General features: G+C 70.8%; 24 protein-coding genes and 1 pseudogene. 20 read left to right on the plus strand and 5 right to left on the minus strand.

Annotated elements, in window-relative coordinates:
• Positions 1–313 precede the first annotated feature (313 nt).
• Both PSD17_RS11655 and PSD17_RS11660 read left to right on the plus strand, forming a co-directional pair.
• Positions 314–430 (plus strand): annotated as a pseudogene (locus PSD17_RS11655) (IS481 family transposase); the annotation flags it as partial.
• A 102-nt stretch (positions 431–532) separates the two neighbouring features.
• The gene (locus PSD17_RS11660; protein ID WP_049803555.1) at positions 533–760 is read left to right on the plus strand and encodes a hypothetical protein; all 228 of its coding nucleotides are present in this window, start codon (positions 533–535) and stop codon (positions 758–760) included.
• Between the two features lie 158 nt (positions 761–918).
• Here PSD17_RS11660 and hypB read toward each other — a convergent pair whose 3' ends face one another.
• From hypB to PSD17_RS11675, 3 genes are read right to left on the minus strand one after another with little or no spacing between them, the layout of a single operon-like run.
• Positions 919–1,749 (minus strand): hydrogenase nickel incorporation protein HypB, encoded by an 831-nt coding sequence (gene hypB / locus PSD17_RS11665; protein WP_339122641.1) that lies wholly within the window; start codon positions 1,747–1,749, stop codon positions 919–921.
• Between the two features lie 6 nt (positions 1,750–1,755).
• Positions 1,756–2,094 (minus strand): hydrogenase maturation nickel metallochaperone HypA, encoded by a 339-nt coding sequence (locus PSD17_RS11670; RefSeq protein ID WP_339122642.1) that lies wholly within the window; start codon positions 2,092–2,094, stop codon positions 1,756–1,758.
• Positions 2,095–2,137: 43 nt separating this feature from the next.
• Complete coding sequence (locus PSD17_RS11675; protein WP_339122643.1) at positions 2,138–3,196, minus strand: AraC family transcriptional regulator; 1,059 nt, start codon at positions 3,194–3,196, stop codon at positions 2,138–2,140.
• A 212-nt stretch (positions 3,197–3,408) separates the two neighbouring features.
• On the opposite strand from PSD17_RS11675, the gene PSD17_RS11680 reads away from it, so the two are divergent.
• From PSD17_RS11680 to PSD17_RS11765, 18 genes are all read left to right on the plus strand, one after another.
• Positions 3,409–3,936 carry a DUF1641 domain-containing protein gene (locus PSD17_RS11680; RefSeq protein ID WP_339122644.1) on the plus strand — a complete coding sequence of 176 codons (528 nt, stop codon included), beginning with the start codon at positions 3,409–3,411 and terminating at the stop codon, positions 3,934–3,936.
• Between the two features lie 134 nt (positions 3,937–4,070).
• Positions 4,071–5,042 carry a hydrogenase gene (locus PSD17_RS11685; protein ID WP_013678341.1) on the plus strand — a complete coding sequence of 324 codons (972 nt, stop codon included), beginning with the start codon at positions 4,071–4,073 and terminating at the stop codon, positions 5,040–5,042.
• Between the two features lie 69 nt (positions 5,043–5,111).
• The gene (locus PSD17_RS11690; protein ID WP_339122645.1) at positions 5,112–6,719 is read left to right on the plus strand and encodes a nickel-dependent hydrogenase large subunit; all 1,608 of its coding nucleotides are present in this window, start codon (positions 5,112–5,114) and stop codon (positions 6,717–6,719) included.
• 62 nt (positions 6,720–6,781) lie between these two features.
• Positions 6,782–7,555, plus strand: coding sequence for a hydrogenase maturation protease (locus tag PSD17_RS11695; protein ID WP_041760178.1), 774 nt, complete (start codon positions 6,782–6,784; stop codon positions 7,553–7,555).
• A gap of 5 nt (positions 7,556–7,560) precedes the next feature.
• Positions 7,561–7,881, plus strand: a complete 321-nt coding sequence (locus PSD17_RS11700; RefSeq protein WP_143770694.1) for a hypothetical protein — start codon at positions 7,561–7,563, stop codon at positions 7,879–7,881.
• A 10-nt stretch (positions 7,882–7,891) separates the two neighbouring features.
• Complete coding sequence (locus PSD17_RS11705; protein ID WP_339122646.1) at positions 7,892–9,151, plus strand: hypothetical protein; 1,260 nt, start codon at positions 7,892–7,894, stop codon at positions 9,149–9,151.
• 3 nt (positions 9,152–9,154) lie between these two features.
• Positions 9,155–9,508, plus strand: a complete 354-nt coding sequence (locus tag PSD17_RS11710) for a hypothetical protein (RefSeq protein ID WP_013678346.1) — start codon at positions 9,155–9,157, stop codon at positions 9,506–9,508.
• Between the two features lie 10 nt (positions 9,509–9,518).
• The gene (locus tag PSD17_RS11715; RefSeq protein WP_339122647.1) at positions 9,519–10,439 is read left to right on the plus strand and encodes a NifU family protein; all 921 of its coding nucleotides are present in this window, start codon (positions 9,519–9,521) and stop codon (positions 10,437–10,439) included.
• Complete coding sequence (locus PSD17_RS11720; RefSeq protein ID WP_013678348.1) at positions 10,436–11,638, plus strand: NHL repeat-containing protein; 1,203 nt, start codon at positions 10,436–10,438, stop codon at positions 11,636–11,638. The genes PSD17_RS11715 and PSD17_RS11720 overlap by 4 nt, the downstream gene beginning before the upstream one ends.
• Entirely contained in the window at positions 11,635–13,974 is a 2,340-nt protein-coding gene (gene hypF, locus PSD17_RS11725) for a carbamoyltransferase HypF (RefSeq protein WP_339122648.1), read from the plus strand. Before PSD17_RS11720 ends, hypF begins: the two co-directional genes overlap by 4 nt.
• Position 13,975: 1 nt before the next feature.
• A complete protein-coding gene (locus PSD17_RS11730; protein WP_013678350.1) occupies positions 13,976–14,236 on the plus strand; it encodes a HypC/HybG/HupF family hydrogenase formation chaperone in 261 nt (86 codons plus the stop codon).
• Positions 14,233–14,958 (plus strand): HypC/HybG/HupF family hydrogenase formation chaperone, encoded by a 726-nt coding sequence (locus PSD17_RS11735; RefSeq protein ID WP_013678351.1) that lies wholly within the window; start codon positions 14,233–14,235, stop codon positions 14,956–14,958. The genes PSD17_RS11730 and PSD17_RS11735 overlap by 4 nt, the downstream gene beginning before the upstream one ends.
• On the plus strand, positions 14,958–15,632 hold the full coding sequence (locus PSD17_RS11740; RefSeq protein WP_013678352.1) for a D-sedoheptulose-7-phosphate isomerase: 675 nt from the start codon (positions 14,958–14,960) through the stop codon (positions 15,630–15,632). Before PSD17_RS11735 ends, PSD17_RS11740 begins: the two co-directional genes overlap by 1 nt.
• Positions 15,629–16,738, plus strand: coding sequence for a hydrogenase expression/formation protein HypE (gene hypE / locus PSD17_RS11745; RefSeq protein WP_013678353.1), 1,110 nt, complete (start codon positions 15,629–15,631; stop codon positions 16,736–16,738). Before PSD17_RS11740 ends, hypE begins: the two co-directional genes overlap by 4 nt.
• A gap of 11 nt (positions 16,739–16,749) precedes the next feature.
• Positions 16,750–17,022, plus strand: coding sequence for a HypC/HybG/HupF family hydrogenase formation chaperone (locus PSD17_RS11750; protein WP_339122649.1), 273 nt, complete (start codon positions 16,750–16,752; stop codon positions 17,020–17,022).
• A gap of 38 nt (positions 17,023–17,060) precedes the next feature.
• Complete coding sequence (gene hypD / locus PSD17_RS11755; RefSeq protein WP_013678355.1) at positions 17,061–18,191, plus strand: hydrogenase formation protein HypD; 1,131 nt, start codon at positions 17,061–17,063, stop codon at positions 18,189–18,191.
• Positions 18,188–18,934: a DUF6390 family protein gene (locus PSD17_RS11760; protein WP_013678356.1), complete on the plus strand. Its 747-nt coding sequence runs from the start codon at positions 18,188–18,190 to the stop codon at positions 18,932–18,934. Before hypD ends, PSD17_RS11760 begins: the two co-directional genes overlap by 4 nt.
• Positions 18,934–19,797, plus strand: a complete 864-nt coding sequence (locus PSD17_RS11765; protein WP_339122650.1) for a hypothetical protein — start codon at positions 18,934–18,936, stop codon at positions 19,795–19,797. The genes PSD17_RS11760 and PSD17_RS11765 overlap by 1 nt, the downstream gene beginning before the upstream one ends.
• 905 nt (positions 19,798–20,702) lie before the next feature.
• On the opposite strand, the gene PSD17_RS11770 is transcribed toward PSD17_RS11765, so the two are convergent.
• The gene (locus tag PSD17_RS11770) at positions 20,703–21,563 is read right to left on the minus strand and encodes a dioxygenase family protein (protein WP_339122651.1); all 861 of its coding nucleotides are present in this window, start codon (positions 21,561–21,563) and stop codon (positions 20,703–20,705) included.
• Positions 21,564–21,575: 12 nt separating this feature from the next.
• A complete protein-coding gene (locus PSD17_RS11775; RefSeq protein WP_013678360.1) occupies positions 21,576–21,875 on the minus strand; it encodes an antibiotic biosynthesis monooxygenase family protein in 300 nt (99 codons plus the stop codon).
• Positions 21,876–22,054 lie beyond the last annotated feature (179 nt).

Below are 22,054 nucleotides of genomic sequence, written 5' to 3' on the forward strand. Positions count from 1 at the left end.
GCTCGCGACCGTTGGAGTCCACCGCGACGGCGGTGTGGCTGTGCTTGTGCGGGTCCACGCCCACCACGACCATGTGCATGTCTCCTTCACCGGGGATACGGGTCCGGCCGGCGGACACACCTCAGTCGGAGGACGTCGCCTCGTTCTCCTATCAAGTCACGCCGGTCGGACCGACTCCGGCCGCGATGGACGATTCACGAGAAGGCCAGCCCGAGCAGGCGGCACCCACCGTAAGAGTCACCTCGCGACCGAAGTCGATCTACCACCTCAGCGGCGGCGGCAGCGTGACACTGGGGTCCACGCTAACGCCCCGCTGTCACAACCGGGCCGATTACGCCTGGCGTGCCTGGTCGAGGAGCACTGGCCGGTCTCGGCGGCGGAAGCGCGCTTCCAGGTCTCGTGGCGGACCCCGAAACGCTGGGCCGACCGTGAGCTGCTTGCTGCCGAGCTCCCTGCACGGTCCGGCGCCTCGTGACTGAGTGAAAGCAGTCCGTTCTGTTCGTGTGCGTCTGCAAACGGTGGAAAGTCTTAGATGACCACCATCGGCCTGATGCGACGGACCGCCGGTGATAGAGTCGAGGTCTACTCCGCGGGCACCGATTCCGACGAGAAGATCAACGCGCTGTCCGTCGACATACTGGCCAAGGTCGGCGCGGACATCTCGGCTCACACGTCGAAGCCGAGGGATCTGAATCTCCGGCGGCCATCTGACGGGGTAGTTTCGCTCGGCAGGAAACAAGGGGGGAACCCGACTGAGTGATGCAAGTTTGCTCGCGCGCAGGTGGCGCTGCTTTGACAGTCGATAAGAAGTTCAGTGTATCGAAGATCAACCCTTGCCGTAAACGAGTCTCCGACGAAAGCTGTCGGGGCATCATGCTTTCGAGTGGGCCATCGCTCGATGCGACGTACTTGTCTGTTTTACGGCTGAGAGCGGGCCGTGGTGTCACCTCGGGCCGCAGCCGATCCTTCCGGATCCGGTGTACATCGCGTACGAAGCCAGTCACAGAAATCGGCGACGCCCCGGCCGGTGCGCGTACTCGTCTCGAGGACCGCGGCTGTGGGATTGACCGCTCGCAAGTTGCGGAAGAAGATGTCAATGTCGTAGTCGAGATGAGGAAGGAGGTCGACCTTGTTCACGAGAATGAGATCTGCCGATCGGAACATGACGGGGTACTTCAACGGCTTCTCTTCACCTTCGGTGACTGAATACACCATCGCGCGGGCATGCTCTCCGACGCTGAATTCGGCCGGACAAACAAGATTCCCGACATTCTCGATGAGCAGGAGGTCGAGCGCAGTCAGATCGAGTTTCGAAAGTGCGGAACGCACCATCGGTGCGTCGAGGTGACATTCCCCGCCGAAGCCGTTGGCGGTATTGAGGAGCGAGATGGTTGCCCCGAGGCCTGAGAGCCGGTCGGCGTCGATGCTTGTCTCGATGTCGCCCTCGACGATGCCGACCCGGGTCTCCGTCAGTATGCGCAGCGCTGCCGCGAGAAGCGACGTCTTCCCTGCTCCGGGAGATGACATGACGTTGATCGCGGTCACGCCGGCGCTGTCGAAGTCGGCTCGGTTGGCTGCCGCGGTGTGGTCGTTCTCGTCGAATATCCGCTCGAGCACCTCGATGCGTTCACCACCCGTGCGGTACCCGGAATGGTCGCCGAGGTCGGAATGTCCGTGTCCGTGTCCGTGTCCGTGTCCGTGTCCCTGTCCGTGCTCGTGTCCGTCGTCGTGCCGGTGGAATCGGCCCATATTCGGTCAGACCTCCGCTAGGTCGAGTGAGGTGATGAGAAATTCCTCGCCGGCGACGACCTCGATGTCGCGGCCCCCGCACCGGGAACAGCATATGAGCGGTTCCGAAAGCGTCGTGACGTGCTCGCACGGAATGCATCTGATAGCCGCGGGAACGCTGTCGACACACAGTTGCGAGCCGGCTAGTGCGGTGTCCGCGCTGACCAGCGACCAGCAGTAGACCAGCGTGTCGGGGACGATCTGGCGCAGCGCGCCGACCCGGACGTGGACGATCCGTACCGGTCGTCCCGCGGCGTGCCGTACCACGATGTCGGAGATCGACCGGCAGATCGAGAGTTCGTGCAACGGCGCGCTCCTTTCGAGTGGGAGCAGACCGTACACGCCGCGATCAGCGGCGCAAGGTCTCCGACGGGGACTCGCCCCACCGCTTGCGGTAGAGCACGGCGAAGCTGCCCAGATGGTTGAAGCCCCATCGCTCGGCGACGTCGGTGACCGTGAGGCCGTCGGCGGAGGTGGCGTCGGTGAGGTCCTCCCGCGCTCGCTGCAGACGGCGTTCGCGCAAGTAGAGGGTGGGGCTGGTGCCCAGCTCCTCGCGGAACCCCTGCTGGATCGCCCGGACGCTCATGTGGACGTTCTCGGCGATGTCGGTCATCGTGACGCGCTCGCGCAGATGTGCCTCGATGTAGTCCACCGCGGCCCGCACGACCCGACGGCCGGGCTGCTCGGCGGGCCGGATCAGCTGGGCGTGGTAGTTGGACGGTTGGAGTAGCAGCAGGGTGCTCATCAGGAGCTCTTCCAGCGGCCCGATGCCGTGGCCGCTCTGCAACATCGAGCCCTCGTAGAACACCTCGGTGTGCATCAGCTGGATCGCGCCGTGCCAGCGCATGGCGGCGTCCTTCGCCAGGTCCATCTCGGGCTCGAACTCGATCGGCGGTCCGAGGCTTTTGCCCAGCAACCTGGTGAGGTGTCGTTCGAGTGCCTCTTGCTCGATGCGCACCACTAACTGCGGTGAGTCGTGGTCGAACCGCATCGTTAGAGGCAGGCCGGGGCTGGCGACGATCGCACGAATCGTGTTGGCCTCGAAGCTGCGGCCCCGGCTAACGCAGACGGCGCGACCATTTGTCGGCATGTGCACTGCGAAGGACGGTCCGGTGGCCGGGATGTCCAGCGACGCGGCGACGGTCAGGTCGACGTAGAGCAGGCTCACATCGCGCAGCCGCACGCCGTGCAGGCTCGCGGCGAACTGCTGCGATCCGATGTCGCCCACGGTGAGCGTGCACGGGGACAGGGCCTTGCCCAGCATGACGGCGCTCTCGCCGATGTCCTCGGTGTAGAAGATCTCGTGCCCGTCCAGCGCGGGGGGGATCCCGCGCGAGCGCACCCGGCGGCGCACCGGGTTCGCGGTCCGGCGCACGTCGATGAAGCCGAGCCGGGTCAGCCGCGACATCCCCGCTACCCCTCTCTGCCGTCCTTCGAACGGCCGTGTCACTCAGTCGAGTGTCGCGATCACGCAACCTCCCGCGGCGGGTTCGTGCGCATTTGTGCCAGCAAGTGTGCGTGATCCTGACAGCTGCTGCGTGAACGCGATAGGCGCGGCGCGCTTCTCTGCTTAGCCTGTGCGCCAGCTCACCCGTACGTCGCACCCTTCCGGGAGGCCCCGTGACTCCGAACGGCCAACTCGTCGCCCAGTCCCCTGCCGACGAACTCCTGGCGCGGCTGGACGAGCCGCGCGTCGCGGCTGCCCTGGGGAACCTGCTCGACCACGCCGACCTGCTCGCGATCCTCGTCGTCGGGCTTGACGGTCTCGTCAGTCGCGGCGAGGTCATCGGCGCGTCCCTCGCCGATGCGATCGGCGAGCTGCGCGGTGGCGCGGAGGACCTGCCCTCGGTCGACCTCAAGGGGCTGGCCTCCAGCGTCGCGACGCTGTCGGGCTCGCTCAGCTCGGCCACGCCCGCGCTGGACGCGTTGCTGCGCAGCAGCCTGACCGACCCGAAGGCAGTCGAGGTCATCTCCCAGCTCGCCCACGCGCTCGTGGTCGGCCGGGAGCGGATCGACGCCGACCGCTCCGTCCCGACCGGGGTGTTCGGGCTGCTTCGAGCCCTCAAGGACGACGACGTCTCCCGTGGTCTCGGCTACCTGATGCAGGTTGCCAAGGCGTTCGGTCAGCAGCTCGACGCCTCCCACTGACCGTCCCCGGGCTCCATGCCCGACCCTCGACCCCAACCGAGACCCACCACCGCGATCACTCCGACGGCCGTCGAGCGCCGTCTCCCACCACGACAGCGACCTCTATGTCGAGGACGCGCGCGAGAGGAGTTCCCATGGCGTCCGTGCTGTGGTTCCAAGGCGGAGCATGCAGCGGCAACACGATGTCGTTCCTGAACGCCGAGGAACCCAACGTCGTCGACCTGATCGTCGACTTCGGTCTCGACCTGCTGTGGCACCCGTCGCTGGGCATGGAGCTGGGCAGTCAGGCCCAGACACTGTTCAACGACTGCGCGACCGGCAAGCGGCCACTGGACATCTTCGTCTTCGAGGGCACCGTCATCGAGGGCCCCGACGGGACCGGCCGCTTTGACATGTTCGCCGACCGGCCGATGAAGGACTGGGTCACCGAGCTGGCCGCCCAGGCGCAGATCGTCGTCGCCATCGGCGACTGCGCATCCTGGGGCGGCATCCCGGCGATGGAGCCCAACCCGTCGGGCTCGACCGGGCTGCAGTTCCACAAGAGGGAACGCGGCGGGTTCCTCGGCCCGGACTTCCGCTCCCAGATGGGCCTGCCGGTCATCAACATCCCGGGCTGCCCCGCGCACCCGGACTGGATCACCCAGGTCATCGTCGCGCTCGCCACCGGCCGCGCCGGCGACATCGCCCTGGACGAACTGCACCGACCGGAGACGTTCTTCAAGACGTTCACCCAGACCGGCTGCACGCGTGTCCAGTTCTTCGAGTACAAGCAGACGACGACCTCATTCGGCGAGGGTACCCGCACGGGCTGCCTGTTCTACGAGTTCGGCTGCCGAGGCCCGATGACGCACTCCCCGTGCAATCGGATCCTGTGGAACCGGCAGTCGTCCAAGACCCGTGCCGGGCAGCCGTGCATGGGGTGCACCGAGCCGGAGTACCCGTTCTTCGACCTCGCCCCGGGGACCGTGTTCAAGACCCAGAAGGTCAGCGGGATGATCCCCAAGGAGGTCCCGGAGGGCAGCGACCACCTCACGTACATGGCACACGCGGCGGCCGCACGCATCGCCGCGCCGCAGTGGTCGAAGGAGGACATGTTCGTGGTCTGAGGGCCTCGGGCCTGAGGCGCGAACTGTCCACCACCCACTCCTGGCCGTTCCCGAAAGGACACCCCCATCATGACCTCTGTCGACCTGTTCGTGAGTCCGTTGGGCCGCGTCGAGGGCGATCTCGACGTGCGCGTCACCATCGAGGACGGCGTTGTTACCTCCGCCTGGACCGAGGCCGCGATGTTCCGCGGCTTCGAGATCATCCTGCAGGGCAAGGACCCCCAGGCCGGTCTGATCGTCTGTCCGCGCATCTGCGGCATCTGCGGCGGCAGCCACCTCTATAAGTCGGCCTACGCGCTCGACGTGGCGTGGAAGACGCACATGCCGCCCAACGCCACCCTCGTCCGCAACATCTGTCAAGCGGCGGAGACGCTGCAGAGCATCCCGCGCTACTTCTACGCCCTGTTCGCGATCGACCTGACCAACAAGAACTACGCCAAGGCTCCCAACTACGCCGAGGCCGTGCGGCGGTTCGCCCCCTACGTCGGGACGAGCTATCAGCCTGGTGTCGTGCTGTCGAACAAGCCGGTCGAGGTGTACGCGATCTTCGGCGGGCAGTGGCCGCACTCTAGCTTTATGGTCCCGGGCGGGGTCATGTGCGCGCCGACGCTGTCCGACGTCACCCGCTCGATCTCGATCCTTGAGCACTGGAAGGACAACTGGCTCGAGAAGCAGTGGCTGGGCTGCTCGGTCGACCGGTGGCTGGAGAACAAGACCTGGGAGGACGTGCTCGCCTGGGTCGAGGAGAACGAGTCCCAGTACAACAGCGACTGTGGCTTCTTCATCCGGTACGCCCTGGAGATCGGGCTCGACAAGTACGGCGCGGGCGTGGGCAACTACCTCGCGATGGGCACCTACTTCGAGCCCTCGCTCTACGAGAACCCCACGATCGACGGTCGCAACGCGGCGCTGGTCGGCCGCTCGGGCATCTACGCGAAGGGACAGTGGTTCGACTTCGACCAGTCCCGGGTTCGCGAGGACGTGACGCACTCCTTCTACGAGGGCACCGGGGCGCTGCACCCGTTCGACGGCGAGACCCGCCCGATCGACCCGGAGGTCGGCCGCAAGCAGGGAAAGTACAGCTGGGCCAAGTCGCCCCGCTACGACGTCCCCGGCCTCGGCCACATCCCGCTCGAGGCCGGTCCGCTGGCTCGGCGGATGGCCGCGGGCGCGCCCGGCGCGGCGTCCCACCAGGACGCCGACCCGCTGTTCGTCGACATCCTCTCCAAGATCGGGCCGTCGGTCCTGACCCGGCAGCTGGCCCGGATGCACGAGGGCGCCAAGTACTACAAGTGGGTCCGCAGCTGGCTCGACCAGCTCGACCTGCACGAGAGCTTCTACACGAAGCCGACGGAGTACGCCGAGGGCCGCGGTTTCGGCGCGACCGAGGCGGCGCGGGGCTCGCTCGCCGACTGGGTCGTCATCGAGGACAGCAAGATCAAGAACTACCAGGTGATCACCCCCACCGCGTGGAACATCGGGCCGCGTGACGGCGCCGCGATCGCCGGGCCGATCGAGCGCGCTCTCGTGGGCTCCCCGATCGCCGACCAGGAGGACCCGGTCGAGCTCGGGCACGTCGCCCGCAGCTTCGACTCCTGCCTCGTCTGCACGGTGCACGCCTACGACGGCAAGACGGGTCGTGAGCTGAGCAAGTTCGTGATCAACGGCATGGTGTGACCGCCTTGGCAGGCGCTGCGGCGGTATCGGCCGGACCGGACTCGGGCCGGCCACCGTGCGACGTGGTCGTCGTCGGCTGCGGCAACCTGCTGCGCGGTGACGACGGGGTCGGTCCCGTCCTGGTCCGCCACCTCTGGGAACGCGGCGTCCCGGAGGGGGCACGGATCGTCGACGGCGGCACCGCGGGCATGGACGTCGCATTCCAGATGCGGGGCGCGGCGCAGGTCGTCCTGATCGACGCGGCCGCGACCGGCGCCGCGCCCGGCACCGTGTACCGGGTGCCGGGCTCGGAGCTGGGGGAGCTGCCCCCGCTGCAGGGGCTGCACAGCCACCTGTTCCGCTGGGACCACGCGCTGAGCTTCGCCCGCTGGGTCCTCGGCGACGAGTGCCCCGACGACGTGACCGTCTTCCTCGTGGAGGCCGGCAGCGTCGAGCTGGGGGGCGAGCTGAGTGAGCCCGTCCGTGCGGCGATGGAGGACGTGATCGCGATCGTCGAACGCGACTTCCTAGCGCGTTTGCGACCGGCCGACGATGGGCCGGGCGTACCGAGCGTCGAGTTCACCGACGACGGCTACCTGAGGCTGGGTGCCCGGCTCGCCGCGCATCGGTTCCCGGCCGATGCCGCGGTCGCCGCGCTGCGTGACGGTGAGCTGTGGCTGGTGCCGTTGAGCCGGCCGCAGAGTGGCGGGCTGTTGCTCAAGCAGCGCAACCTCGCCGGGGACCGGGCCGTGCTCGTCCGCGAGACGCTCGAGGACCGGGTCCCGGTGGGCGTCCACGAGGCGATCTGGGACGCCGAGCAGGGGGCCTTGCGGATCCCGCTCGGCACGGCACGATGATCGCCGTGACCGACCGGCCGGCCTCGGCGCCGCAGGACGAACCGGAGGACGCCGCGGCCTCCGGGACCGGCGCCGTCCCCGAGCCACCGCGCGATCCGGTCCCCGCCGAGGGTGACCCGGACCGCCCCGACGGCCCCGCCGAGCCCCCGGCCGTGGCCGTCGGGGTGGAGACGGTCATCGTCCAGGACCGCGGGCGCTGGGCCGTCGAGATCGTGGTGGTCTTCAGCGACGGTGTCGTCCGGAGGCGCATCGACACCTACCCGACCCGCGCGCGGGCCGAGATCAGCGCCTCGCTGATCCGCCGCGCCGCCGACCGTGACCTGTGAGGACCGTGCCATGACTGCTGAGACCGTCGCGCTGTCGGCGCCGAACGACTCCGCCGACGGCACCGGCCTGCCGGTGCGACCGTTGCCGATCGGTGCGTTCCCACTGCCGTTGGGCTACCTGCTCGTCCCTGCCGGTGCCGACACGGAGGCCGCCCGCCTCGATCTGCTCGCCGGGCGGCTCCCCACCACCTGGCCCGACCGGATGGCCGCGCACCGGCTCGTCGTCGAGGGCGACCAGGACGCCGCCCTCGCCGCGCTCACCGGCGACGATCCGGTGAGCCGGTTCAACCGGTTCGTCCTGGACCCGGTGGGCGGCACACCCGAAACGCTGCGCGCCGATCTCGGTGAGCTGGGTGTGCTCGTGGACGTGGTCGCCTTCACCGTCGGGGTCGCCGCCGGACCCCCGGTGGACGGGGCGGCGACCGGCGAGGTCGGTGCGCTCGTCCTGTGCGCGCGGGCGACGCATGCCTTGGCCGACGGTGACGCGGCGGGTGCGGTGGACCTGCTTGACGCGGCGGTGTCGCTGTGCGAGGGCAGCACCCCGGTCCTCGCCGCGGTCCTGCGCGGTGCCGCCGCGGGCGCCGAGCAACAGCGGGCCGCGGCACCCACCGACGGCGTCGTCGACCGGCTGGAGGCGGCGCTGCGGGGCCTCGACGAGGCGCGGGACATGCGGGTCGCGCGGTCCGAGACCCACCTCGCGGCGGGTCTGGCCCTGCACGAGCTGGGACAGACCGGCCGGGCGATCCCGCACTACCACGCCGCGCTGCGGTTGGTCACCTCCGTGGAGGCCCCGCTGGTGTGGGCGTCGGCGCACGCGAACCTCGCCGCCGCCTACCTCACGGCTCCGATGATCCAGGCGTCCGACCAGCTGCGGACGGGGATCGCGGTGCAGTCGCTGCGCTCGGCGCTCACCGTCTACACGCGAGCCGACCACCCGACCGAGTGGGCGAGCGCCCAGCTCAACCTCGCGAACTCGCTCGTCTACTCGCCCTCGACGCACCAGGCGGACAACCTGGTGGAGGCCGTCGAGCTCTACGAGGAGGTGCTGGAGGTGCGCTCGCGCGACGAGGACCCGATGGGGCGGGCGCGCGTGCTGGCCAACCAGGGCAACGTCCTGGCACACCTGGGCATGTTCGACGTCGCCAAGGCGAAGCTCTACGACGCGCGGTTCGTCTTCGAGGAGTTCGGCGACGTCGAGGCGGTACGGACCGTGCGCGGCGTGCTCGACGAGATCGCACGTCAGCAGGCGTTGCGACGCAGTGAGGACTGACCCGTGCAGCCCTACCAGCGCCACCAGTTCGACGTCCTGCTCAACGACGTGACCGAGCGGTACGCGGCCCACGTCGTGGCCAGGTGCGACAGTCGGGCCGAGGCGCTGCGCAGGCTGCGCGACGACAGCGGGGACGACGGGGTCAGGCTGGCCGAGTTCGTCGACACGGTGTTCGCCGACCATCGGCTCGACGACGTCGCCGGGTCCGCGTTCGTCCTCCAGGCGCTGCACCGCAGGCTGGTCGCTCCCGAGGAGACAGTGGCGGCGGTGCTGGACCGGCTGGCGAAGTCGGTGTTCGCCGACCTGCTCACGGCGAAGGTCGTGGAGCGGCTCGCGCGGACCGAGTGGAAACAGTGAGGAGACGGCGATGACGGCCTCGACGAAGAGCACCCCTGCGGCATCCTCCGGTCCGGCCGCGACGGAGGCGGAACCGTCCTTCGAGGACCTCGCGGGGAGGGTCGATCGGGCGGTCGAGGCGGCCTCCGCCCTCGACGGCGCGGCCGGTGAGGCCGCCGCCGAGCTGCGGGCGGCGATCGAGGAGATCCACCGTGTTGGGCTGCGCGCGATCGTGCGCGCCATGCGGGAGCGGCCGGAGACCCGTGATCTGCTGTTCACCCTGGTCGACGACCCCGTGGTACACCTGCTGCTGTCCCTGCACGGCATCGTCCGTCCCGACCCCGCGACCCACGCCCAGCGGGTCCTGACGACGGTGCGTCCCCAGCTTCAGTCGCACGGCGGGGACGTCGCGTTCGCCCACGTGGCCGACGGTGTGGCCTACGTGCGCCTGGAGGGCGCCTGCAACGGCTGCTCGATGTCCGCGGTGACACTGCGCAACTTGGTCGAGGAGGCGCTGGTCGCGCAGGTGCCGGCGATCCGCTCCGTCGAGGTGCTGCCGAACGAGCCGACTCCGACGTTGATCGCGGTCGAGTCGATGTTCCCCCGCTCCACCGGGCTGCCCCCCGGCTGGGTCGACGGCCTCGGGACCGACGACGTCGCCCCCGGCGCGCTGGCGGCCGTGCAGCTGGCCGCTGACGACGGCACCGGCGCCGACGTGATCGTCGTCAATGTCGACAACCGGATCTCGGCCTACCGCAACGCCTGCGCCCACGAAGGGCTGCCGCTCGACGGCGCCCTGCTCGACGTGCGGGCCGGGACCCTGACCTGTCCGTGGCACGGCTTCTGCTACGACGCGACGTCGGGGGAGTGCCTGAGCGCACCCGGCGCGCAGCTCGAGCAGCTGCCGGTGCGGGTCGACGGCGACCGCATCTGGGTCCGGGTGCACACGTGAGCGTCGGCCGTTCGTCGCTGCGGGTCCGGGTCGCCACCTCGACCACCGGCCCGACCGCCGCGCGGCCGGACGCCGCCGCGGGTGGGCCGGACCTCAGCGGCGGCTGGCGGGCCACCACCTGGATCGGGGCGCCCGCCCCGGGCGGGCTGGCGCTGCCGCCGGCGGCGCCCACCCGGGCGTGGTGCTACTCGCCGCGCGGTGTCCACGTCGACGCCGATCACCTGGTCGTGGCGGACTCGGGCAACCACCGGGTGCTGATCTGGCACGGTGTCCCCGCGCAGGACGGCAGGCCTGCCGACGTCGTCCTCGGCCAGCCCGACGGCACGACCGAGGGGCGGGCCGCGGGTGGCCGCGGGCCCGAGCGAGGTCTCAACCTGCCGACGGGGGTGCTCGTCCACGAGGGGCGGCTCGTCGTCGCCGATGCCTGGCACCACCGCATCCTGGTGTGGGACAGCGTTCCCCGGCACGACGACGTCGCCCCGGACCTGGTGATCGGGCAGCCGGACGCGTCGTCGGTGGAACCGAACGCGGGCCGGGCCTGCGACGCCTGCACCTTCTACTGGCCCTTCGGCGTCGCGGTGATCGACGGCCGCTTTCTCGTGGCCGACACGGGCAACCGCCGCGTCCTCGGCTGGGACGACGGCATCCCTGGCGACGGGCGGCCCGCCGACCTGGTCCTCGGTCAGCCCGACGCCGCGAGCCGGGAGGAGAACCGGGGCGGCGAGGCGGCGGCGGACAGCTTCCGCTGGCCGCACGACCTCGCCGGTACCGCGGACGTGCTGCTCGTCGCGGACGCGGGCAACCACCGGATCCTGGGCTGGCAGGACCCGCCCCGGTGCGACCGTCCCGCGGAGCTGGTCATCGGCCAGCCCGACATGTCCTCCTCGGCGGAGTGGCCCTACGGTCCGCACAGCGGCGACCGCTTCCGGTTCCCCTACGCGCTCGCGCTCGAGGCCGGACGGCTCTTCGTCGCCGACACCGCGCAGAACCGGATCCTGGCCTGGGACGGCGACTGGGCGGGCGGGCGCGCCGCCGACCATGTGCTCGCCCAGCCGTCGTTCACCACCAACGGCGAGAACCGCTGGTCGGCCGTCGAGCACGACACGTTGTGCTGGCCGTACGGGCTGTCGGTGCACGGTGACGTGCTCGCCGTCGCGGACTCCGGCAACAACCGGGTGGTGCTGTGGCGACGCGGATGAGCACCGGGACCGGCGCGGTGGCCCGTCGCCGGCTCACCGTCACCGGCGTCGTGCAGGGCGTCGGGTTCCGTCCCTTCGTGCACCGGCTGGCGACCGGGCTCGGGGTGACCGGCTTCGTCGGCAACGACGCGGCGGCCGTGTTCATCGAGGTCCAGGGCCCGGAGGACGCCCTGCGCGCCTTCACCGATGCCCTCGTCGCGCAGGCGCCGCCGATGGCGCGCGTCACCGGCGTCGGGAGCGAGCCCGTCGGCCTGGCCGACGAGTCCGGGTTCCGCATCGTGGCCAGCCGCGATGCCGACGGACCGCTGACCTTGATGCCACCGGATGCCGCCGTCTGCGACGACTGTGTCCGGGAGCTGCACGACCCCGCCGACCGCCGCTACCGGCACCCGTTCGTGACGTGCACGAACTGCGGGCCCCGGTTCACGATCATCACCGCGCTGCCCTACGACCGGCCGGCCACCACGATGGCCGGGTTCCCGATGTGCGAGCGGTGTGCCCGGGAGTACCACGACCCGGCCGACCGGCGGTTCCACGCCCAGCCGGTGTGCTGCCCCGACTGCGGGCCACGGTTGCGTCTCGACGGCCCGTCCGGCGTGGTGACCGACGCCGACGCGGCGATCGCGGCCGCCCAGCGGCTGCTCGCCGACGGTGCGGTCGTCGCGGTCAAGGGGCTCGGCGGGTTCCACCTGGCCTGCCGCGCCGACGCCGCGGACGCGGTGCGCGGGCTGCGGGAACGCAAGTCCCGTGGCGGCAAGCCGTTCGCGGTCATGGTCGCCGACCTCGCGGCGGCGCGGCGGTTCGCCCGCGTCGACGACGACGAGGCGGCGGTGCTCACCTCCCCGGCACGGCCGGTCGTTCTGCTCCGGCGGCTGCCCTCGGCCCCGGTCACCGACCAGGTCGCACCGGGAAGCCCGCACCTGGGCCTGCTGCTGCCCTACACCCCGGTACACCATCTGTTGTTCACCCAGGTCCCCGGCTCCACCGCTCCGGTACCGGAGGCGTTCGTCCTGACCAGCGCGAACATCAGCGCCGAGCCGATCTGCCACACCGACGCCGACGCCCGCGACCGGCTCCCGGCGCTGTGCGACGCCGTGCTCGGCCACGACCGGCCCATCCACGTCCCTGTCGACGACTCGGTCGTCCGCGTCGTCGACGGGCGCGAGCTGCCGATCCGACGCTCCCGCGGCTACGCCCCGCTGCCGATCGACCTCGGTGCCGACGCGCCCGCGGTGCTGGCCGCGGGCGGCGAGCTCAAGAACACGTTCTGCCTCACCGACGGCCGCCGTGCCCACCTGTCCGCGCACGTCGGGGACATGGGGTCGCTGGAGACCTCGTTCGCGTTCGAGCGCGCGGTGGCACAGCTCGGGTCGCTGCACGGCGAGCCGGTGGCCCTCGCCGCCGACCTGCACCCCGGCTACCTCACCCGCGGCTGGGCGGAGCGCACGGCGAGGCAGCGGCCGTTGACGCTGGTCCAGCACCACCACGCCCACGTCGTGTCCCTGCTCGCCGAGCACGGCCGGCTGGGGGAGCCGATCATCGGCGTCGCCTACGACGGGACCGGACTGGGCATCGACGGCGCGGTCTGGGGCGGCGAGCTGCTTCGGGTCGGCACCGACATCACGACCTTCGAGCGCGTCGGCCACCTCCGTGAGACGCCGCTCCCCGGCGGCGACGCAGCCGTCCGCAACCCCTGGCGGACGGCGCTCGCCCACCTGAGCTCGGCCGGCGTGCCCTGGGTCGAGGACCTTCCCCCGGTCGTCCAGGCCACGCCGGCCGAGCTCGCCGCCGTCGGCAGCCAGCTGGCCTCCGGTGCGGGGACCGTGGCCTGCACCAGCATGGGGCGGCTGTTCGACGCCGCCGCGGCCCTGCTCGGGGTGTGCCCGCGCGTGGACTACGAGGCGCAGGCGGCCATCGAGCTGGAGGTGCTCGCCGCGGGAGCCGAGCGCTCGGCGCCGCTGCGCCTCGGCGTCGGCGCCGACGGTGTGCTGGACCCGACGCCGTTGGTCCTCGGCCTGGTGATGGGGCTGCGTGCCGGAATCCCGGTCGCGGCGCTGGCGGCCGGGATGCACGAGGCCGTGGCCGAGGCGACGGCCGTGGCGGTCGCGTGGGCCGGGCGGGCCCACGGCATCCGGCTGGCGGGGCTCACCGGCGGGGTGTTCCAGAATGTGCTGCTGCTGCGCGCGTGCCGGGACCGGCTGCGCGCCCGCGGTTTCGAGGTGCTCGTCCACCGTCTGGTGCCGCCCAACGACGGTGGGCTGGCGCTGGGCCAGGCGGCGGTGGCGGCGGCAGTGGCGAGGGCCCGGCGGCACGGGCCGGTCGAGCGGGAGGTGTGACATGTGCCTGGGCATCCCGGGACGGATAGTCGAGGTGTGGACCGCGGACAGTGGCGCTCCGATGGCGCGCGTGCGGTTCCCCGAGGAGACCCGCGACGTCTGCGTGTCCTACCTTCCCGACCTGGCGGTGGGCGACTACACGATCATCCACGCCGGGTTCGCGCTGACCCGGCTCGACGAGGAGTCCGCGATGGTGACGTTGGCGACGATGCGTGAGTACGGAGTGTTCGGCATGCCGGACCCCGCAGGGACGGGCTCGTGAGCACCGCGGCGCCGGCCCCGCTGGTCGACGAGGCGCTCGCGGCCGACCTCGCCGACGCATCGCTGACGCTGGCGCGACGGTTCGCCGCCGGGGCGACGCTGTGGTGTCTCGCGCCGGCCTGGGAGCCGCACGCCCACCACGTCGCGGTCGAGTTCGTGCACCCGGTCGTCGTCGGCAAGCGGGCACTGCCCGCGGTTGCGCTCACCGGACCCGACCTCGTCCCGTCGGTCCGGATCTCGGTCCGCCCCGGTGACGTCGTGCTCGCCGTCGCCGCCGCCGACGACTCCGCCGTCGCCTCGGTGATGCGCCGCGCACCCGCCTGGGGCGTGACGACCCTGTGGATCGGCAACGGCGAGCGGCCCCCGCAGGGCGCCGCCGATCACGTACTGTGGCTCGACGACCCGGCCCCGAGCCTGCCTGCGACCGGCGGGTTCGTCCTGCTCTACCACGTGTTGTGGGAGCTCACCCACGTCTGCTTCGAGCACCCCGGACTGCTCACGACGGCGCCGGACTGCACCGACGAGGTGTGCGTGACCTGCTCGGACGAGGGTCGCCTCGCCGAGGTCCTCACCCCGGCGTCGGGCCTCGACCCGGCTACCGCGCGCACCGCCCAGGGCACCGAGCGGGTGGACACCACTCTCGTCGGACCCGTCGCGCCGGGCGACCTGGTGCTCGTCCACGCCGGGCTCGCGATCAGCCGGATCGACCCCGAGGAGCCGTGATGACCAGCGAGGACACCGGGTTCCTCTACCCGTTCATCGACGCCGAGGAGACCGACGCCGCGGCCCTGCTAAGCGACCTGGCCGCGTCGGCGCGGGCCAAGGCCGTCGAGAGCGCCGCGCTGCGCCGGCGCAGCCTCGACGAGTGCGGTCCCGTCCTGGCCGCCGCGGCGGCCGAGATCGCGCGGCGGTTCGCCGCGGGCGGGCGGATGTTCACCTTCGGCAACGGTGGCAGCTCGACCGACGCGGCGACGCTGGCGGGGCTGTTCGCCCACCCTCCCGAACACCCGCCGCTGCCGGCCTGGTCGCTCACCGCGGACCAGGCGATCCTCACCGCACTGGGCAACGACGTCGGTTTCGAGCTGGTCTTCGCCCGCCAGCTCATCGCCCGTGGCGACGGCGGCGACATCGCCGTCGCGGTGTCGACCAGCGGCAGCTCCGCGGACCTCACCGTGGCGCTGCGGGAGGCCCGGCGGCAGGGCATGTACACCGTCGGTTTCGCCGGCTACGACGGCGGCGAGTTCGCCGACAGCCCCGACGTCGACGCCTGCCTCGTCGTCCGGTCGCAGAGCGTGCACCGCATCCAGGAGTCGCAGGCGCTGCTCGGGCACCGGCTGTGGTCGCTCGTCCACAGCCACCTCGGCCGACCGGACGCAGTATCGGAAGGACAGCCATGACCGGCACCGTTCCTCGTGACACCGGCGGACCGTCGTTCGCCGAACACGAGGTGATCGAACGGATCGAGGCGTTCCGGCGGCGGCGGCCCCGGCTGCGCGACGAGATCGTCACCATGGCCCACGGTGCGGGCGGCAAGGCGTCGGCCGCACTCGTCGACGCGGTGTTCGTGGAGTCCTTCCGCAACGACGAGCTCGACCAGCTCGGCGACGGCGCGGTGCTCGCCACCCCGAGAGGGGAGCGCCTGGCCTTCTCGACCGACTCGTTCGTCGTGCAGCCGCTGAGGTTCCCCGGTGGCTCGATCGGCCATCTCGCCGTGCACGGAACGGTGAACGACCTGGCGATGGCCGGCGCGCGACCGGCGTGGCTGTCGGCGGCCTTCGTGATCGAGGAGGGGTTCCCGATCGTGCAGCTGCGCGAGATCGTCGCCGACATGGCGGCTGCGGCGGCAGGCGCGGGGGTCCGGATCGTCACCGGCGACACCAAGGTCGTCCCGACGGGTGCCGCCGACGGGCTGTTCGTGACCACGGCCGGGGTCGGGGTCGTGCCCGCCGGCCGTGCGTTCTCGGCCGCCGCCGTCCGGCCGGGCGACCGGGTGCTGCTCTCGGGCTTCATGGGCGACCACGGCACCGCGGTGATGCTGGCCCGCGGCGACCTCGACATCGACGCCGACGTCGCCTCCGACACCGCCGCGGTGAGCGAGCTGGTTGAGGCGATGGTCGCCGCGGCTCCGGCGACGCGCTGGCTGCGTGACCCGACCCGCGGCGGCGTCGGCACCGTCTGCAACGAGCTGGCGCAGGCCAGCGGGCTGGGCGTCGTGCTGGACGAGCGGTCGCTGCCGATCCGGCCGGTCGTCAACGGGGCGTGCGAGCTGCTCGGGATCGATCCGCTCTACGTCGCCAACGAGGGCAAGTTCGTCGCCGTTCTCGATCCGGGCGAGGCCGATGCGGCGCTGGCCGCGGTACGCGCCCACCCGCTCGGCGCCGACGCGGCCCTGATCGGTGAGGTGACCGACGCGATCGGGGCGACCGTCGCGCTGCGCACCGGCTTCGGCGGCACCCGCATCGTCGACATGCTCGTCGGCGACCCGCTGCCGCGAATCTGCTGAGGAGATGTCACATGTGTCTGGGAATCCCCGGCCGGATCGTCGAGGTCGTCGACGCCGCCGAGCATCTGGCCAAGGTCGAGATCGACGGCGTCCGCCGCATGATCAGCGTCCGGCTCCTGCAGAAGGACCCGCCCGGTGAGGGCGACTGGGTGCTCGTCCACGTCGGCTTCGCGATGGCCCGCATCGACGAGGAGGAGGCGCGGCTGACGCTGCAGGCGATCGAACGACTCGGCGAGACGTACCGCGACGAGCTCGCCGCCTACGACAGCACCTCGATCGTCTGACCCCGACGCGCCCCCCCACCACACGCGAGGAGTACCGCATGCGATTCGTCGACGAGTTCCGCGACCCGGCCGCGGCCCGACGGCTGCTCACCGCCATCAGTGGCCTGGCAGGCGACGAGGAGTTCAAGTTCATGGAGGTGTGCGGCGGGCACACCCACACGATCTACCGCCACGGACTCGAACACGTCCTGCCCGCGAACATCGAGCTGGTCCACGGCCCGGGCTGTCCGGTGTGCGTCATCCCGATGGGCCGCGTCGACGACGCGATTTGGCTGGCCGAGCAGCCCGACGTCGTTTTCACGACGTTCGGCGACATGATGCGCGTCCCCGGCAGCAACGGCAACCTGCTCGACGCGAAGGCCCGCGGCGCCGACGTCCGGTTCGTCTACTCCCCGCTCGACGCCCTGCGGATCGCCGTGGACAACCCCGACAAGCGGGTGGTGTTCTTCGCCGTCGGGTTCGAGACGACCGCCCCGTCGACGGCCGTGACGCTGGTGCGGGCCCGTGAGCTGGGCGTGCGGAACTTCAGCGTCTTCTCCAACCACGTGACGATCGTGCCGCCGATCAAGGCAATCCTGGATTCACCCGACCTGCGGCTCTCCGGGTTCCTCGGTCCCGGGCATGTCTCAACGGTCGTCGGCAACCGGCCGTACCGGTTCGTGCCCGAGGTCTACGGCAAGCCCCTGGTCGTCGCGGGCTTCGAGCCGCTGGACATCCTGGCCTCGGTGGCGATGCTGCTGCGCCAGATCCGGGAAGGCCGCTGCGAGGTGGAGAACCAGTACTCACGGGTGGTCCGCCCGGAGGGGAACCCAGCGGCGCTGGCGCTGCTCGCGCAGGTGTTCGAGCTGCGCCCCCACTTCGAGTGGCGTGGGCTGGGGTTCATCTCGCAGAGCGGGCTGCGGCTGCGCGAGGACTTCGCCGACCTCGACGCCGAGCAGGTCTACGACCTGCCCGGGGTGCGGATCGCCGACCCGAAGGCGTGCCAGTGCGGCGAGGTACTGAAGGGCGTGCTCAAGCCATGGGAGTGCAAGGTGTTCGGCACCGCGTGCACCCCGGAGACCCCGATCGGCACCTGCATGGTCTCGCCCGAGGGCGCTTGCGCCGCCTACTACAACTTCGGCCGGATGCACCGCGACGCCGCGCAGCTCGTGGGGCAGTCCCGCCGATGACGGACGGAGCGTGGCTGTTCGCCCGCTACGCCTACGCCCCCAACAAGTTGGGGTTCTGCGGCCCTCCCGAGTCGGCGACGCTAGCGGCAGCTGGTGCCGAGGCGGGTCACGAGCAGGCCGTGCGGGCCGCGGCGCGCCGGTTCTCGGGGGCATGGCACTACCTCGTGGTCCTCGCGGAGCTGGCCGGGATCGACGATCCGCTCGACCGGCGGGTCGTGGAGTCCTACTGGCTGGGTGGCGGGCTCAACGACGTGGTCGACGGCGAGGAGTTCGGCCGCAGGCTGCTCGACCGGATCGGTCCGCAGGCCGGGCACTACTGGTCCCACCTCACCCCGGACCTGCTGCCCGAGGCGGCCGCCGACCACGGCTTCCACGTCTTCGGCGTCTACCCGTGGACCCGGCTGCTCGGGCGCGGGCCCCTAGACCCACCGATGACCGTCCTCGACGGCTGCCGGATCCGGCCGGCCGTCGTCTGCGCCCGCGAGGGCGACCGGATCACGGTGTCGGCCCGGCGGCTGACCTGGGAGGGCGCTGCGCTCGCGCTCGGCGAGCCGGCGACGGGCGAGGTCCCCGTCGCCGTCGACGGTCTGAGCTTCGTGCCCGACGCCGCGCCCGGCGAGGTCGTCGCGCTGCACTGGGACTGGCTGTGCGGGCGGCTCACCCCGGATCAGGCGGCCGATCTCGACAAGAACACGTTGCGGCGCATCGACATCACCAACGAAAGGTTGGCGCGGGAGCACTGATGGCCAGACCACGGATCGTGCAGACCGACGAGCAGATCGGATTCCACTGGGTGACCCCCGGCGGCACCCCGGTCGGCCTCGTCGACCTCGTCCACCTCGACAGCGAACCGCACCGGCTCGTCCCGACCCACCTCGCCGCCCTTGACGACGCTATGGTCCTCGCCGCGGGACGCTTCGGTCAGGTGCTCGGCGGCAGCCGCGCGCCGACGGCTGCGGAGCGCACCGACCTTCGCGAGCTGCATCGCGCCATCGACCGGCTTTGCGTCGAGTACTGCGACGCCGCGGCGGTCCTCGGCACGGTCGTCGACGCGCGGGCCGGGCAGATCCTCGGTACCGCCGCCTTTATCGGCATCCGCGCCAGGTTCCCGCTCGGACTGCTGGGTCCCGCTCCCTTCGACGGCGAGCTCGACCAGCCGAGCCTCGGTGTAGTCAGCGGCTACGGACAGCTGATCGTGGTCGACCCGGAACGGCCTTGGGCCGGTGGCCGGTGGGTGATCCGCACCGAGGACGGGCGCCGGTACCCGGCAACCTTGTCCCAGCTGCTGTTCGACAGCTCAGGAGTACACAAAGACGCGGCGCGCCGGGAACACCGTGATGCCCTCGAAGCGGTCGTTCGACATGCCGGCGACGGCGACCCGCTCATCGTGGCCTGCGCCGTCGACTGGCTGCTGTACGACTGGCTCCTCGCCCATCGTGACGGCCCCGACAGCGGAGCCGTGCAATTTACCGGGCCTGAAGCGGCGCGCGACGCCGCCGCGGTTCTCGGCGGCATTCAGACGTCGGCCCGCTGTCGCAGCACGGTCGACCCACAGCTCCTCGAACTTCCGGCGGCTCTCGGCCCGTTCGGGAACGCGAGGGCTTAACGTGTTGGGGTAGTAGGGGCGGCAATCAGAGAAGGACGTAGCGGGACGTACGTCACAAGGATCGTGAATCATCGACGAGACACATGCGTGGCACGGTTCGTGGCACGAATTGTCGTCGCACGTCGAGCATCCTGAGCACGGTGAACGCCCTGACGTGCACGGTTGGACTGAGCGAGCGCGGTATAGCGGCGAGGCGGCGGTGCATGTGTGCCTCGACGCCGAGGCCAACGGCCACCGGACCGACCCGCCCGGCCCAGGGCCGGGAGGAGCGGCGGGCGATGAGGGAGGAGGAGAAGGCCGAGCGTCAGCGGGTGATCGAGGTCAACGAGGACTGGCGCGCGGCGACGACGGTGCTCGCGCCTGGCTGGCTAGCCTCGCTGCGCGCAAGACCCCGCCGAATGGCGTCGAGCGCTTCGTGCTCGCCTGCCCGGTGCCGGCCGGGGATCACGAGATCCGGACGGCGATGGAGCGGAAGCACCCGCTGCTCCGCGAGGCGCTCTGCATGCCCGAGGCCGAGGGCCGGGATTAGGAGCGCGGCGCAGGGGGATTACGGCGCTGATCGAGCACATGTCGACCGCGACGGCGGCGCGTTGGTGGTGTGAAAGCGCGTCACGCATCGCTCGCTCACCGAGCTCGAAGAACTCGCCCGAGACCGCGCCGGCGGCACCAGGGCCCTCCTGCGCAAATGACCAGCTGGCGGTGAACGTCGGCGCAGCGCACCTCCGATCGGCTCGGTGGTCGGAGTGGCGTCCACTTGCTCCTATGTCAAGCTGCGGGCGCGATGGTTCGTCCTGGGCGGGAGCCGAGACCTACTGAACACGACGCCGGAAACACCGATCACGAGACAGACCCTGTCGGTCAGGCGCTGAGTGCCGGGATCGTGTCGGCGGGGGCGTGGTCGGCAACTATGACGCAGTCTCCTCCAGTTCGATGTCGAAGGTGGCGTGGATGAACGGGGGCTCGACGCCGTAACGGACGCCCAGTTCGGAGTCGGTTGTTTCACAGAAGTCGACCAGTAGGCCCTTCTTGACCGCGAACACCGCGTCGGAGTCGATGTAGGGGCTCCCTGCGACGAAGGCGTGCGTCGTGACCTCCTCGTGCGCGGGCGCGGACGCGATGAAGTGCACGTGCGCCGGGCGGTAGGGGTGCCTGCCGGTCGCGTTCAAGAGAGCGCCGACCGGGCCGTCGGTCGGAATGGGGTAGTGGGAAGGCGCCACGGTGCGGAACCAGTATCTGCCCAGCTCGTCGGTGGTGAAGAGTCCGCGTCCGTTGCCCGCGGGTTGGACGTCGGGCACCTGGACGTCGTAGAGGCCGTTCTCGTCGCACTGCCAGACGTCGACCGTCGCGCCCGCGAGCGGACGTCCGCTGGTGCTTCGAACGGTCCCAGATACGACGCAGACGCGGCTGCCGCCCACCTCGTCGATGGAGTCTCCGAGGGCGCGCGCCGGGGATTTGGTCATGTGGAACGGACCCAGGACGGTGCTCTCGGTCCCGGCGTCCTGCCCGTTGATCGTCTCGACGAGCATGGAGACTCCCAGCACGTCGGAGAGCAGGATGAACTCCTGCCGGGTGTCGGTGCAGGCCTTGCCGACTGCAGTGAGGAACTCGATGGCGTTGTTCCACTCGGGGATGGTTGGCTCGATCTCGCGGACGAAGTCGTGCAGGTGACGGGTGAGGCTCTGCAGTATGGCGCGCAGGCGCGGGGCGGGGGTGGCGTCGAAGCTCGCCTGAACGGCCGGTGTCGCGGAGTCGACAGTGAAGTCCATGTCTCGGCCCCGCTACGCCGTGACCGACTCATCGGCGAAGTGCCGGACCTCCGGCGCCTCGACGAAGAAGTGCGCGATGCGCGTACCGAACTCCTTGCCCACCTCACTGGCCGGAAAGACCTCGAGGTGGTCCTCGAGCCGCTCCCACGTCACTCGGAGCAGGTAGGCACCGGGGTGCTCGACGTCGTGGTGCAACGCACTAGCACGACACCCCTTGGCCCCGGAGAGGATCGGCTGCGCCTTGGCGAAGGCCTCCTCAAAGTCGCTCTCGCACCCGGGGACGACGGTGATGTAGGCGTGTTCGACGACCATTGTCGCTCCTTTCTTTACTCCGGCACGCTATGTACACCACGGTTCGGCGGGCGATCCGAATCGCGTTCTTACTATCCGTTTCCCGAACGTGGGAGGGCGTCGGCTCCGCTCCCTTAGACGTCGTTTCAGAAGTCGGCGTGTTAATCCTATGTGGAGTCGCGCTGGTAGCTGATCATGCT

Origin of the sequence: Pseudonocardia sp. D17, from assembly GCF_036984265.1 — a bacterium.
Classification (GTDB): Bacteria; Actinomycetota; Actinomycetes; order Mycobacteriales; family Pseudonocardiaceae; genus Pseudonocardia; species Pseudonocardia benzenivorans.